The sequence below is a fragment of the Rhizobium sp. BK619 genome, from assembly GCF_014195245.1.
Classification (GTDB): Bacteria; Pseudomonadota; Alphaproteobacteria; order Rhizobiales; family Rhizobiaceae; genus Rhizobium; species Rhizobium acidisoli.
This window is the reverse complement of the sequence record NZ_JACIBH010000013.1, coordinates 1-13,398: the sequence shown is the minus strand read 5'-3', so window position 1 is coordinate 13,398 and position 13,398 is coordinate 1. Positions and strand designations below refer to the sequence as shown.

General features: G+C 61.5%; 12 protein-coding genes and 2 pseudogenes. 4 read left to right on the top strand and 10 right to left on the bottom strand.

The annotated features are described in order from the left end of the window. The first annotated feature begins 267 nt into the window (after positions 1-267). Entirely contained in the window at positions 268-2,292 is a 2,025-nt protein-coding gene (locus tag FHX14_RS23725) for an ATP-binding protein (protein ID WP_179613143.1), read from the top strand. Here FHX14_RS23725 and FHX14_RS23720 read toward each other — a convergent pair. Both FHX14_RS23720 and FHX14_RS23715 read right to left on the bottom strand, forming a co-directional pair. After that, positions 2,277-3,203: a dihydrodipicolinate synthase family protein gene (locus FHX14_RS23720; RefSeq protein WP_184379373.1), complete on the bottom strand. Its 927-nt coding sequence runs from the start codon at positions 3,201-3,203 to the stop codon at positions 2,277-2,279. The two genes, FHX14_RS23725 and FHX14_RS23720, sit on opposite strands and share 16 nt — an antisense overlap. A gap of 24 nt (positions 3,204-3,227) precedes the next feature. Further along, positions 3,228-3,343, bottom strand: a pseudogene (locus tag FHX14_RS23715) (LysE family translocator); the annotation flags it as partial. A gap of 85 nt (positions 3,344-3,428) precedes the next feature. On the opposite strand from FHX14_RS23715, the gene FHX14_RS23710 reads away from it, so the two are divergent. Continuing rightward, positions 3,429-4,124, top strand: coding sequence for a hypothetical protein (locus tag FHX14_RS23710; RefSeq protein ID WP_184379059.1), 696 nt, complete (start codon positions 3,429-3,431; stop codon positions 4,122-4,124). Positions 4,125-4,139: 15 nt separating this feature from the next. Here the strand turns inward: FHX14_RS23710 and miaA are convergent, their stop codons facing one another. After that, on the bottom strand, positions 4,140-5,036 hold the full coding sequence (gene miaA, locus FHX14_RS23705) for a tRNA (adenosine(37)-N6)-dimethylallyltransferase MiaA (RefSeq protein ID WP_184379057.1): 897 nt from the start codon (positions 5,034-5,036) through the stop codon (positions 4,140-4,142). On the opposite strand from miaA, the gene serB reads away from it, so the two are divergent. After that, entirely contained in the window at positions 5,035-5,925 is an 891-nt protein-coding gene (serB, locus tag FHX14_RS23700; protein WP_184379055.1) for a phosphoserine phosphatase SerB, read from the top strand. The two genes, miaA and serB, sit on opposite strands and share 2 nt — an antisense overlap. Positions 5,926-6,226: 301 nt before the next feature. Here serB and FHX14_RS23695 read toward each other — a convergent pair whose 3' ends face one another. The 7 genes and pseudogenes from FHX14_RS23695 to FHX14_RS23665 all read right to left on the bottom strand — a co-directional run bounded on the left by FHX14_RS23695 (position 6,227) and on the right by FHX14_RS23665 (position 12,537). After that, positions 6,227-7,963, bottom strand: a complete 1,737-nt coding sequence (locus FHX14_RS23695) for a Do family serine endopeptidase (RefSeq protein ID WP_184379053.1) — start codon at positions 7,961-7,963, stop codon at positions 6,227-6,229. Positions 7,964-8,170: 207 nt separating this feature from the next. Beyond that, positions 8,171-9,130, bottom strand: a complete 960-nt coding sequence (locus tag FHX14_RS23690; protein WP_012558332.1) for a protease modulator HflC — start codon at positions 9,128-9,130, stop codon at positions 8,171-8,173. Positions 9,131-9,133: 3 nt separating this feature from the next. Beyond that, positions 9,134-10,222, bottom strand: a complete 1,089-nt coding sequence (hflK, locus tag FHX14_RS23685; protein ID WP_003593446.1) for an FtsH protease activity modulator HflK — start codon at positions 10,220-10,222, stop codon at positions 9,134-9,136. 148 nt (positions 10,223-10,370) lie between these two features. Further along, positions 10,371-10,889 carry a dihydrofolate reductase gene (locus tag FHX14_RS23680; RefSeq protein WP_184379051.1) on the bottom strand — a complete coding sequence of 173 codons (519 nt, stop codon included), beginning with the start codon at positions 10,887-10,889 and terminating at the stop codon, positions 10,371-10,373. Positions 10,890-10,902: 13 nt separating this feature from the next. After that, positions 10,903-11,208: pseudogene (gene thyA, locus FHX14_RS23675) on the bottom strand (thymidylate synthase); the annotation flags it as partial. 387 nt (positions 11,209-11,595) lie between these two features. After that, a complete protein-coding gene (locus tag FHX14_RS23670; protein ID WP_184379049.1) occupies positions 11,596-11,931 on the bottom strand; it encodes a hypothetical protein in 336 nt (111 codons plus the stop codon). Between the two features lie 111 nt (positions 11,932-12,042). Beyond that, positions 12,043-12,537: a helix-turn-helix transcriptional regulator gene (locus FHX14_RS23665; protein WP_184379047.1), complete on the bottom strand. Its 495-nt coding sequence runs from the start codon at positions 12,535-12,537 to the stop codon at positions 12,043-12,045. Between the two features lie 474 nt (positions 12,538-13,011). Between FHX14_RS23665 and FHX14_RS23660 the strand changes: the two genes are divergently transcribed. After that, positions 13,012-13,311 (top strand): hypothetical protein, encoded by a 300-nt coding sequence (locus FHX14_RS23660; RefSeq protein WP_184379045.1) that lies wholly within the window; start codon positions 13,012-13,014, stop codon positions 13,309-13,311. The last annotated feature ends 87 nt before the right edge of the window (positions 13,312-13,398 follow it).

The following is a 13,398-nucleotide window of genomic DNA, read 5'->3' as shown; positions in this document are numbered from 1 at the left end:
CATAAAAAAAGGCCCCGGAGGAGCCTGTCATCTAGCGCATGGGTGGCTACCGCCGGATGGTTACACCATCCTGCCCATGCGCTTTCCCACCACGATAAGAGCCGTTGCGATTTTCATGGTCGGAAGTGATAGACAGAAAATTTCGCAGCGTCAACGCATGCCGCAATAAAAATCCATCCGCGCTCCTTTACCCTCTAAAAACCATGGTTTGAAGGATTTGTTAAAGGATGGACTTTATTATTAAGCCCCATTGCAGGGAGTAGCCCTTTGCTCAACAACGACTTGCGCGTGTCTGGCAAGGCAGGCGAGCACGATCGACGCGACGGCCATGCGCCGGGAAATCGCTTTCTCGGCCGCGTCGTTGCCTGCAGCGGCTCGCGGGCGACGATTGCCGCCGTCGCCGAAGAAGGCGGTACCGATCTGACCGAGCTCTGGTCCGTCGGCCGGCTGATTTCGATCAGCGTCGGCCGCAACCGCGTCGTTGCCCTCGTCTATCAGATGAATACCGGCAGCCATGCCTGGGGCGAAGGCGAGGACAACAATTTCAAGATCGAGACCGAACTGCTCGGTGAAGTCCGTGTCGATGAGGACGGGCGCGAGGAATTTTCGACCGGCATTTCGCGTTATCCCTATCTCGGCGCCATCGCCCACCGCATCCGCGCCGCCGACCTGATGCGCATCTACGATGCCGGAGAGGGTACGACCGCCGTCATCGGCAAGCTGACGCAGGACGAAAGCATCGATGCGGCGATCCACATCCCCTCGATGCTCTCCAAGCATTTCGCCGTCGTCGGCTCCACCGGTGTCGGCAAGTCGACGGCCGTGTCGCTGCTGCTGCACAAGGCGATCGCAGCCAACCCGAAACTGCGGGTGCTGATCCTCGATCCGCACAACGAATTCGCCGCCGCATTCCCCAAGCATGCCGTCACCATCGATACCGATACGCTCGACCTGCCCTTCTGGCTGATGCGGCTGGAGGAATTCGCCGAAGTCGTCTTTCGCGGCCGCCCGCCGGTGCCGGAAGAACTCGACATGCTGCGCGATATCCTACCCGAGGCCAAGCGCGCCTTCCGCGGCAGCGACAACTCGCTGGTGCGCCGCACGACGGAAAAGAGCTCAATCACCGCGGACACGCCGGTTCCCTACCGCATGGCCGATCTGCTGGCGCTGATCGACGAGCGCATCGGCCGCCTGGAAGGCCGCACGGAAAAGCCCTTCCTGCGCTCGCTGAAGATGCGCCTGATCGCCGCGATCAACGATCCGCGCTATCACTTCATGTTCTCCAACAACACGATCAGCGACACGATCACCGAGACCATCGCGCAGATCTTCCGCATTCCCGGCGAAAACCGGCCGATCTGCACCTTCCAACTCGCCGGCATTCCCTCCGAGGTCGTCAATTCGGTCGCCTCCGTGCTCTGCCGCATGGCCTTCGAAGTGGCGCTGTGGAGCGAGGGCGCCATCCATATGCTCGTCGTCTGCGAGGAAGCCCACCGCTATATCCCCTCCGATCCGACCCTCGGCTTCGTGCCGACGCGCCAGGCGATCGCCCGCATCGCCAAGGAAGGCCGCAAATACGGCGTCTCGCTCGGCATCATCACCCAGCGGCCGGGCGAGCTCGATCAGACGATCCTGTCGCAGTGCTCGACGCTCTTTGCCATGCGCCTGGCCAATGACCGCGACCAGGAAATCATCCGCTCGGCCATCCCGAATTCGTCGATCTCGACGACGAGCTTCATCTCCTCGATCGGCAACGGCGAGGCGATCGCCTTCGGCGAGGCGATCAGCGTGCCGATGCGTATGCGCTTTTCCCGCGTCGACGAGAGCCTGCTGCCGAAGGCAGCCAGCGCCAACAGCAAACACAGCGAGGAAGATCCGGATACGGTCGATCTGCGCAAGATCGTCACCCGCATGCGGGCGGTGACCGTCGGACCCGACATTTCGAATTTCCAGCAGAGCTATGCTGCATCAGCGGCAGCCCCCGACGAGGTTGATGCGTTCGACGAGGAAATCGACGCAAAGCCCTATACGCCGCCTGCCCCGTCGTCCGCGCCGCTCGAATCCTACCGGCGCGAACTGCTGCCGCAGACACCGCGGCTTGACCCCGCCGCGCCGCCGGCGATCGATCCCCGGCTGGATGCGCTCCGCCGCGAGATGCGCCGCGAAGAACCGGTCTTTCCCCGGCCGGCGCCTCCGGCCGACCAGCCCGCAATCACCCGCCGGGAGCCCGGCCCGTCGCTGCGCGAAAGCATTCTGAAAAAGCCGCTGAGCAGCCTTTACAACAAGGATTGATGCGGCTGCCCCATCTCCTGGGCGATCAGCGGCCGGGCGACGTCGAGCACCCGTTGGCGGTCCGCCGATCCTAGCGGCAAGAGTGGCCGCGGAAGCTCCGCCCGGCCGAGTGAGAGATGCTCGACCAGCATATAGATCACCCGGATGCTTCCGAATGCCTTGAACGTGTCCCAGAGCGGCTGGAAAAGCCCATCAAGCCAATGCGTCTCCTCGCCGTTGCCAGCCATGGCAGCCTTGGTCAGGGCGAGAGCTGTACGCGGCAGCAGGCCGCCAATGACGCTGTACCAGGCGTCGGCGCCCGAAAGCAGCGCTTGGCCTGCACCCCAGTCACCGCTGTAGCCGATCGCGAGATCGGTCTTCTCACGCAATGCCGCGAGTTCCCCCCGCAGATCGCCATCGCCCGGCAGCGGCATCTTCACCGCCCTGATCGTCTCGATGGCGGACAGGCGCTGCAGCAGGTCTCGGCTGAAGGTGAAATGGGTCGTGCCGGGATTGTTATAGATGCAGAGCGGCAGCTTCGCTGCCTTCGTGACCGCCAGGAAATGTTCGTAGGCTTCGTCCTGGGTCAACGGCGCATAGGAGACGGGGGCAAGCAGAAGAGCATCGACGCCGGCAGCCTCCGCATCGCTCGCTAAATCCTGCGCGTGGTCGGTCCGCAGAGCGCCGACGCCGACGAGGATGGAAACACGGCCGTTGACGCATTCGACCGCCGCCTCGACGGCCCGCCGCCGCTCCTCGCGGGTGAGATAGGCGTAGATCCCGGTGCTGCCCAGAAGGCCGATGGAGGCGACGCCAGCCTCGCACAGACGTTCCAGCAAGCCGCAGAGGGCTTCGGTGTCCACTCGGCCATTGATGTCGGCGGGCGTTGGCGGAAAGGCCGAAAGGCCATGAAACGGAGAGGCAAGGGACATGATGCGATCCTGAAAACGATCAGTGGAAAACAGCAGGCGCGATCCCGCACCGGCAAAGAAGATGACGAGACTTCCCCCGATCAGCGGCGCGCCCTGGCATAACCGCGCACCATCGGCGCCGTCGAGAAAAGCATGGCATACTGACGGCTGCGCATTGATGAGTCCACACCGTGATGCGAATGTGCGTTGCGCCGTCGGAGACGGTAGTTTTCGGAGAGGGCGATCGTGAAATCCATCTTGAACTTCATCATTGTCTTCGGTGTCGGCATTCTTTTCGCAACAGTGGCCGATGCTGCCGGCTTCGACTGTTCCAAGGCGGGCAGCGCCGATAAAAAGATCGTCTGCGGCGACAGCCAACTCTCCCGGCTCGACGAGCTTTTCAACCAACGCTATGCCGCTCAGAAAAAAGCCGAGCCTGACGAGGATAACATCCATGTCGCCCGCAATTTCCTGGCGGATCGGCGCGATTGCGGCGACGACAGGTCGTGCATTCTGAGCGCCTATCTCGCGGTCCTCTGGAATATCTCGCCCGACAAAAACGATTTCATGCAGGGGATTTCAGCCCGGTCTCTCGCGGGCAGCCAATTGCCCGAGGCAACCGCAATCCCTGCGAAAGCCGGGCGCTGTGCGACCACATCGGTCCTGGAGGTTCATCCCCGCCTCGACAATGGCGGCGCGGCTGACGATGCGGATTTCGATAGTGGCACGGGTATCGATTATGCCAATGACGGCTACCAGGTCTCTTATGACAGGGAGGAAGCGCTGATCAGATCGAAGCCCGGCGATCCCGTCACCATGTGCCTGGTCGAGATCGACCGCGATTGCAGCCCCGACGAGGGCGGGAAACTGTTCCTCGTCACCAACGGCCGCACCGGTGAAAGCTGGATCCTGCCCGATGCCCAGCACAAGTGCGGCGGCTGACGGGCTGGCCCACAGCTAAACCGTCAGCCGCTCCCAGCTCTCGTCCATCTGATTGCGGAACCACGTCATCTGCCGCTTGGCATATTGCCGCGTCGCCGCGGCACCCTTCTCCAGCACCTCGTCACGGATCATATCGCCGCTCAGCATCGCCGCGATCTGCGAGACGCCGATTGCCTTCATGACAGGCGCCTCGGCAGGCAGGCCGAGCGCAAGCAGCGCCCTCACCTCGTCTTCCGCTCCCTCGCGCAGCATCTTTTCGAAACGGCCGTTGATGCGGGCATGCAGCACGGCCCGCTCCGGCAGCACGACGATCTTGCGAGCCTGGGCAGCGTCGATCACCACCGGTCCCGACCGGCCCTGGAAATCGGCGATCGACCGTCCCGTTGCCTTCACCACCTCAAGCGCCCGGACGATGCGCTGCCCGTCCTGGCGGTTGAGGCCCGCCGCCATGGCAGGATCGACCTCGGCAAGCTCTGCATGGAGCCTATCCGGCCCCTCCTCCAATAAACGCGCTCGCAACTCTTCTCGCAGCGCCTCGGGTATATCGGGCATATCGGAGAGGCCGCCGGTCAGCGCCTTGAAATAAAGCCCGGTGCCACCGACGAAGACCGGCAGCCGGCCGGCGGCCCTGAGCGCCGGCAGCAGCGCCGAGACATTGCGCAGCCAGCTGCCGGTGGAATAGGCCGCACCCGCCGGCACATGGCCGTAGAGATGATGCGGCACACCCTGCATTTCTTCTTCCGATGGGCGCGCGGTCAGCACCCGCAACGTGTCGTAGACCTGCATGCTGTCGGCGTTGACGACCGCGCCGCCATGGCGCTTGGCCAGTTCGACGGCAAGCGCGGACTTGCCGCTGGCGGTCGGCCCGGTTATCAGGATCGCGTTCACTGTGCTCAGAAGGTTTTCCATCATGGCTCTCGTTGCCACGCTTGTTGCCAATCCGTCAAATCCCGTGCTGACACCCAAGATCGCCGAACAGGCGGCCGAAGCGGTGAACGCTTCCGGCCTCTACTGGCTGGCGGACGGCATCGCCTGCGACATCGCGCTGCGCGACGGCACGGAGTTGCAGGCGACCGAGGCCAATATTCTTGCCGTCATATCAGGCGCGCCGATCGACCTCGTCATTCAGGAGCAGGAAAGCCGCCGCAAGAAGCTGCTGATCGCCGACATGGATTCGACGATGATCGGCCAGGAATGCATCGACGAACTTGCCGCCGAAGTCGGCCTGAAGGAAAAGGTCGCGACCATCACCGCCCGCGCCATGAACGGCGAGATCGCCTTCGAACCGGCGCTGCGTGAGCGGGTTGCCCTACTGAAGGGTCTGCCGATATCGGTCGTCGACGAGGTGATCGGCAAGCGCATCACGCTCACCCCCGGCGGACCGGAGCTGATCGCCACCATGAAGTCGAAAGGCCATTACACCGCCCTCGTCTCCGGCGGCTTCACTGTCTTCACCAGCCGCATCGCCGCCACCCTCGGCTTCGACGAGAACCGCGCCAACATCCTGCTGGAAGACGGCGGCATTCTCTCCGGCTTCGTCGCCGAGCCGATCCTCGGCAAGCAGGCGAAAGTCGATGCGCTGAACGAGATTTCGGCTCACCTCGGCATTTCGCCTGAAGACGCGATCGCCGTCGGCGACGGCGCCAACGACCTCGGCATGCTGCACCTCGCCGGCTCCGGCGTCGCCCTCCACGCCAAACCCGCCGTGGCCGCCGAGGCACAGATGCGCATCAACCACGGCGATCTGACGGCGCTGCTTTATATCCAGGGTTACCGGAAGACGGATTTTGTAGCGGGTTGAATGTTTCAGCTCACCGTCTCTGGACGGTTGCTAAGCCAAACCCAGTCACTATCCGACGCGTCGGCATAGAATTTGGCGCGAACGCTTACCCCAATCTCCTCATCCCTGTCCTCGGGCTTGACCCGGGGATGTCACAGGGATCCAGCGCGCCCAAGTCGTTGGGCGCGGGATACCCCTTACCTTCATGAGACTCATTCACCGCGCAGACGCGCGGTGGCTGGATTCCTGTGACAAGCACAGGAATGACGGAGGAGAGGTTGAGCGAGAACAGGAAGGCGGCGGCTAGTCGCCGCCGTCCCCCTTACTCCATTGGCACCGCCACAAACCGCAGATCACCATTCGCCGATGCGATCATCAGCTGGGCGTTGCGGCGGCCTTCCTGCTTCAGCGACTTCACCTTGGCAGCGACCGCGTCCGGCGACTTCATGAACTCCTGCGCCACTTCGACGATCACGTCGCCGGGCTTCAGCCCTTTTTCGGCCGAAGCGGAGCCGGGCGTCACCTCCGTCACGACGACACCGTCGACGCTCTCGGCAATGCCGAAAGCCTTGCGCGTCTCGGCGCTCAAAAGCGACAGCGACAGGCCGAGCACGTTCTTCGGCGTTGATGCATCCGGTGACACCTGGCCCTGGTGTTGGTCCGGCGTGGGCGCGCCTGGTGCCGGCTGGGCCTGATCGCCAGAGTCCGGCTCGTCCATGTCGTTGTTCTCGCCGGGGTCCGGGGTGATCACGCCGTCATCCTGCGAACCGTCAGGCGCCGCATCGCCGGATGCCGCCGCCTGATCGCTGTCTTCGAGCCGGCCGAGTTTCACCTTGACGGTCTGCTCCTTGCCGTCGCGCAGCACCACCACGTCGACTTCCTTGCCGACCGAGCTTTCCGCCACGACGCGCGGCAGATCGCGCATTTCGCTGACGGTCTTGCCGTCAAATTTCAGAATGACGTCGCCCGCCTTGATCGAACCGTCGTCGACGGGGCCGCCCTTAATGACGCCGGCGACCAGCGCGCCCTTGGCGGTGTCGAGCCCGAGGCTGTCGGCGATATCGTCGGTGACCGGCTGGATGCGCACGCCGAGCCAGCCGCGCCGCGTCTCACCATATTCGCGCAATTGGTCGACGACGCCGGAGGCAAGCTCTGACGGTACAGAGAAGCCGATGCCGATCGAGCCGCCGCTCGGCGAAATGATCGCCGTGTTGATACCGATCACCTCACCCTTCATGTTGAAGAGCGGCCCGCCGGAATTGCCCTTGTTGATCGCGGCATCCGTCTGGATGAAATTGTCGTAAGGGCCGGCATTGATGTTGCGGCCGCGCCCGGAAATGATGCCGACCGTCACCGAACCGCCGAAGCCGAACGGATTGCCGATCGCCATCACCCAGTCGCCGATGCGCATGGTGCTGGAATCGCCGAATCTCACCGATTTCAGCGGTGCCTTCGGCTCGACCTTCAGCACCGAAAGATCGGTCTTCGTATCCGTGCCGATCAGTTTCGCCTTGAGCTTCGAACCATTGGCGAAATTGATCTCGATGTCGTCGGCGCCCTCGATCACGTGGTTGTTGGTGACGATATAGCCCGCCGGGTCGATGACGAAGCCGGAGCCGAGCGAGCTGACATTATGGTTCGGACCCTTGTTGCCCTGCTTCTTGTCGAAGAAGTCGTTGAAGAACTCCTGGAAGGGCGAGCCGTCGGGCGCACGCGGCGCCGGGCCGACGCCCTCGTCATCCTTCACGTTCTGCGAGGTCGAGATGTTGACCACGGCATCGAGCAACCCTTCGGCGAGATCGGCGACCGAAGCCGGACCGTTGTTCGGGGCTGCGGCCTGAATTTGCGAGGTCGGCTGCGCTGCAGCCGCTGCAGGCGGCGTCGGCGCAGGAGCAGCGATTTCCGGAGTAGCCGGAGCGGGTGTAACAGCTCCGGGCGCCGTCGTCTGCGGCGCGGTTTGCGCATAGGCGACCCCGTTCATGCCGGCATGCGCAAGAATTGCAGCGCTGGCCATAAGCGCGAGCGTTCGTCTGAAGGGCGAGCGATTCGTGGGGGCCATCAAGCTTCCTCATAAGGGGTAAATGCGCACATTGAGCACCAGCATAAGGCGGAATGATGGAGGGCGAAATCACCTTTTCGCGAAATCCCCGTGCAATACGACGTACCCTCACAAAAGCCTGATTATCTCGACCTTTCCACGAAAAAAAGGCCGGCACCCGGGCCGGCCCTTTCAGGATTGTCAGGATGCTCGTGGCATCCGTCGGTGTCAGTTCGCCGGCTGGGCGGGTGCTGCCGGAGCAGCCGCGCCGGGAATTGCCGCAGCCGGATTTGTCGGCGCCTTCAGGGTGCCGGCGGCATTGTCGAAATAGCGGAAGAATTCCGTATTCGGCGACAACACCAGCGTCGTATCCTGTGAAGAAAGCGCCGAGGAATAGGCCGCCATCGAGCGATAGAACTCGAAGAAAGCCGGATCCTTGTTGAAGGCGTCGGCGAAGACACGGTTGCGTTCCGCATCGCCCTGACCGCGCAGGATTTCCGCATCGCGCTGGGCGCCCGCGGTGAACTCGACAACCTGGCGGTCGGCGACGGCCCGGCGCCGCTGACCTTCTTCATTGCCCTCCGCGCGGATGCGCTCGGCTTCGGCCAGGCGTTCCGAACGCATGGCGTTGTAGGTGTTGGGCGCAACCTCCGGAGAAAGGTCGGTGCGGCGGATGCGAACGTCGTCGATATGCAGGCCGAGATTTTCGGCATCCGTGCGCAGGTCGTCTCGGATCTCCAGCATCATCGCGACACGCTCTTCCGAGAGCGCAGCATTGTAGTCGCGCAGGCCGTAAACGCGGCGAAGCGATGAATCGAGCTGCGCCCTCAGCCGCGCTTCCGCAGCCTCGCGGTCACCCGAGACCGTTTCGCGGAAGCGGCGAACATCCGAGATATTGTAGATCACGAAGGCATCGACATCGAAGGTCTGGCCGTCCTGAACCTGAACGCGGATATTGTCGAGATCGAGCCTCAGCGCCTGCTTTTCCACAAGCTGGACGCGGTCGGCATCCATGAAGCCGAAGGGCAGCTTGAAATAGATGCCGGGTTCGGTCTTGACCGACTGGATCTGGCCGAAGCGGACGACGATCGCCTGCTCGCGGGCATTCACCACGAAGATCGACGAATAAAGCCCGACCAGCACGATGGCGAGGATGAGGAGAATGATGGGAAGTCTGTTCGATGTCATGGTTCAACCTCCCTGCTGCGCCGGCTTGCCGAGCTCATTGAGCGGCAGATAGGGCAGCACGCCCTGCTTCTCGTCGATGATGACCTTCTTCGAGTTCTTCAGCACCTGCTCCATCGTTTCGATGAACAGCCGCTTGCGGGTCACTTCGGGCGCCTTCGAATATTCGTCGTTGATCGCGGTGAAGCGCTGGGCCTCACCTTCCGCCTCCTTCACGACACGGTTCTTGTAGGCGGCTGCATCTTCGCGGATTCGTGCCGCATCGCCTCGCGCCTGGCCGAGCTTCTGGTTCGTGTAGCGGTTGGCGTCTTCGATCGTGCTGTCGCGGTCTCGGCCGGCACGCTGCACTTCTTCGAAGGCATCGGCGACTTCGCGCGGCGGAGCCACGTTCTGGATCGTCACACCGGTCACGGTCACGCCGGCGCCGTAACGGTTCATCGTATCCTGCACGATATTGAGCACATCCACTTCGATCGGCTGGCGATTGCTGCGGAAGGCGTCCTGCGCCGGACGACGCCCGACGATTTCGCGCATGGCGCTGTCGGAAACCTGCTGCAGGGTCTCTGCCGGATTTTCGACGTTGAAGAGATAGGCCTTCGGATCGCTGACCGTGTAGAAGACGGCGAACTGCACATTGATGACGCTCTTGTCGCTCGACAGCATCAGGCCGTTCGAAGACGATGCAGAGGTCGCTCCGATATTCAGCTGTTGCACGGTCACCTTGACGGTCTCGACGGATTCCAGCGGCCAGAGATGGAAATGCAGGCCGGGCATCGAGATCTCGTCCTTCGGCTTGCCGAACCGCAGCTCGACGCCGCGTTCGTCCGGCTGCACCACGTAGACGCACTGGATCAGCCAGAAAATGGCGACGACCGCCGCGACGATCACCGCCACGCCGCCGTTGAAACCGCCGGGAACGATGTTGCGCAGCTGGTCCTGGCCACGCCGGATGATATCTTCCAGATCGGGCGGTCCACCCTTGCCGCTGCCACCGCCCCGCGGGCGGTTCGGCCCCTGGCCCCATGGTCCCTGATTATTATTACCGCCGCCGCCGCCCCAAGGGCCGCCGCCGCCATTCTGATTGCTCCAGGGCATCAAAACCTCGTTGTTCGTTAAGTCTTCCACGCATCCGGAACCGTGGGGGCTGACCGGCGGATGCGTTGGGACCGTTATAAGTATCGCCGCAGCGGCTTTCAACGCAACGTGAGAAACTTGGTCAATTTAATTGGAAAATAGTTCATTTTCAGGCGTGTCGGCGCTCGTAGACGACGAAGTGCGTGGGGTGGCTGTCCTTCTCGCCGGCCGGAACCGCGATAGGCTCCCCTGCCCGCCAGATGTCGGGATCGATCGCGGGGAACGATGCGTCTCCGTCGAGGTCGGCCTCGACATGGGTGATGCACATCCGGTCGGCAAGGCCGATCGCCTGGGCATAGACCTGCCCGCCGCCGATGATGCAGACCTCGTCGACGCCGCTTTCGCGCGCCAGCCTTTCGGCCGCCGTCATCGCTTCCGGCAGCGAATGCGCCATGGAGATATCGGGATGGTCTATCGCCGCCTGCCTGGAGATGACGACGTTCGGCCGCCCCGGCAGCGGCTTGCCGATCGAATCATAGGTCTTGCGGCCCATCACGACAGGCTTGCCCAATGTCAGCGCCTTGAAGCGCTTGAGATCGCTCGACAGCCGCCAGGGCATGTCGCCGTCGCGGCCGATGATGCCGTTGCGGGCAACGGCGGCGATAATGGTCCTGCGGATGTCGGCCATGGAATGTCCCGGATCAGACGGCGATCGGCGCCTTGATGCTGGCATCGGCCTCGTAGCCGATCAGCTCGAAATCGTCGAAGGTGAAGCTGAAGATGTCCTTCACATCGGGATTGATGCGCATGAAGGGCAGCGGCTTCGGCCGGCGCGCCAGCTGCAGCTTCGCCTGGTCGAAATGGTTGTGGTAGAGGTGAGCGTCGCCAAGCGTATGCACGAAATCGCCGGGCTTCAGCCCGGTGACCTCAGCCACCATCATCGTCAAAAGCGCATAGGAGGCGATGTTGAACGGTTTTCCGACATCAGCAGTTTTTTTCATAACTTGGTACCATAAAACGAGTCAGTTCTCATTGTCGGCTTCCGCTGACGATAGTCAATTCGCACAATCCAAATTCAACGTTTGAGATCGTCCGCTACCTCAGAGCCTGTTCCCTGTTCGATCCCCCGGAGGGGATCGATTCTTTTTGATGTTCCCCGTCCCGATAGCTATCGCACGACATGTAAGGAGGAGCTTGTCACCCGCCAGGGCCGAACGCAGTGGAGGACGCAAGCTCGCTTGCGTTGACCAGCTTCTCCTTACATGTCAGGCTTGGCGCAGGGTCGATCCACAGCTTCTTGCATCCTCGGGATTTGGAAGAGCCCTGGGGGTGCGGCCTCTAGAAGGCAATCACATCGAAACCGCGTAAGTTTGATGAAAGCGCATTTGTCACCGCTAGGTGACCGGCTGAGATACAGGCTGCCACAACGCCAGTTTCGTGCCACTTTCCACGACGATCCTTAGGTCTCTTATCAATCCGGCCGCCTCAAGCAGAGCGCCGGTCCGAGCTGCCGGACTAACCTGATCGACAGCCACGGCAATGTCGTAAAGCCGAACAACCGCATCCTCTGGGGTCCCGCTGCCCGGTATGCCGACTGCTTCCCGCAGGTCTCGGGCCATCACAATCGACCGAAACAGGAGCTGTTTGACCTCGTGGTCGGTCAGTTTTTCGATTTGGTTCGCGGCACGGATCAATTCCGAAACGAATGCCGTTTCATTTGGTTCGCTCACGCTTGAATGCCCATGCGGGTGGCTATTGGATTACCCTTTTATACCCGTTCTGGAGTCGAATTAGCGACCCTACCCTGTTTGAGCGTGATATTTTCAAGATTGCACGCCACGCTATTCAAAAGGCTCAGGTACCGTCCATCGAACCCCCGCACCCCAGTTCTCAGTCTCCGGGGTGAGTTCAATATTCAAGCGGGTAAATGCCTGCTCCAGCTTCTTCAACGTCTCTAGGTTCAAACCGCCGATTTGTCCCGTTTCCAAGCGGGTAACGAAGTTCCGGTTCACGCCAGACTTTGCTTGGAGATCACGCATCGACAGGTTGGCCATCGCTCGGGCTGCGCGGAACTGCGCTCCCCGAAATCGATCCTTTTGGCCTGGCTTGAGCCAGCGCACCCCTGCCCCCTGGGCTCCTGTTGCTGACAGGAATTCGATACCGTTTTTTTCAAATGCCTTTTGCAGGTCCTCGGCATCTGAGGAAAACAGCTTGTATCTAGCCGCCTCCCATCGGCTGATCTCGCGTCGATCCAGTTCCACCCATGCGGCAACAACCTCTTGATCTTCGCCAAGAAGCGCTCGTGCTGCCCGGAATTGGCTCGCCAAAATCTTCATTTGGCGGAAGAGCAGCCCTCATTTGCAAAATGTCAACATATTGAGCATTTGTCTCGCAGTTAGAGATTTTTGCTCTTTTTCTTTGCTTATGTCTCACGAATCGGACTATTTCCTTGCTCGCCAGCAACCGGCACTCGAATCAAAAGGTCCCACTCGATGAACGACAAATGGCTTGGAACTCCGCCCTTCGTGATCCTCCCGCGACTGAGGTCGCTCCTTTCCGATCTCGAACAACTTGCCGTGCCTGGCAGCCATCCAACTCCGAACGAGGCGGTCAACATCCGGAACTGTGTCCTCGCGAGCCGCGCAGTTCCCTGCCTTATGGGCGTGATGAGCGGACATCCGTCTATCAAGAACGGACCCGGCGTCACCTCTGAGCTATTTTACCTCGACACAAAACGGCAGCTCGGAAGAACGCTGAGCCGTTGGTATCGGTTCGATGAAGGCCTCATTTGACCGACGCGGAGAAAATCGATGGATACGGCCTTTAAGGACAACCTGGACCAATACATCAGTAAACTTCAGCAGATCGCGATCCGGCTGAATGGGGTGCGAGGCGCTCATCCGCTGAGAATAGGACGCGAAGGTGCAGCAATCGCAATGCGGTCTGCCCGCCTCTTTTTATCTTATTGTGCGCTAGTGAGCCTGGTTCGGCGTAACATCGAGCTGATCTCGGAACCATTTTGCGTAGCGCTGGTCATCGTACCGGCTGGATGGCAACTGACTGACGTCAATGAGGCGGCGAAAATCATCTTCAAAGATGAGAAGTGTTGATTTCCACTGAGAGCTGACCCGGCGCAGCTAGATATTTCCATTGAGAATTGACCCATGTTTCAACCGTCCCTCGCATGTTTTCAGCGG

Excerpts from the sequence above, each read along its gene's own strand:
- FHX14_RS23720 (WP_184379373.1), bottom strand. The coding sequence starts at position 3,203 with ATGTCCCTTGCCTCTCCGTTTCATGGCCTTTCGGCCTTTCCGCCAACG.
- serB (WP_184379055.1), top strand. The coding sequence starts at position 5,035 with ATGGCTCTCGTTGCCACGCTTGTTGCCAATCCGTCAAATCCCGTGCTG.
- miaA (WP_184379057.1), bottom strand. The coding sequence starts at position 5,036 with ATGATGGAAAACCTTCTGAGCACAGTGAACGCGATCCTGATAACCGGG.
- FHX14_RS23695 (WP_184379053.1), bottom strand. The coding sequence starts at position 7,963 with ATGGCCCCCACGAATCGCTCGCCCTTCAGACGAACGCTCGCGCTTATG.
- FHX14_RS23690 (WP_012558332.1), bottom strand. The coding sequence starts at position 9,130 with ATGACATCGAACAGACTTCCCATCATTCTCCTCATCCTCGCCATCGTG.
- hflK (WP_003593446.1), bottom strand. The coding sequence starts at position 10,222 with ATGCCCTGGAGCAATCAGAATGGCGGCGGCGGCCCTTGGGGCGGCGGC.
- FHX14_RS23680 (WP_184379051.1), bottom strand. The coding sequence starts at position 10,889 with ATGGCCGACATCCGCAGGACCATTATCGCCGCCGTTGCCCGCAACGGC.
- FHX14_RS23665 (WP_184379047.1), bottom strand. The coding sequence starts at position 12,537 with ATGAAGATTTTGGCGAGCCAATTCCGGGCAGCACGAGCGCTTCTTGGC.
- FHX14_RS23660 (WP_184379045.1), top strand. The coding sequence starts at position 13,012 with ATGGATACGGCCTTTAAGGACAACCTGGACCAATACATCAGTAAACTT.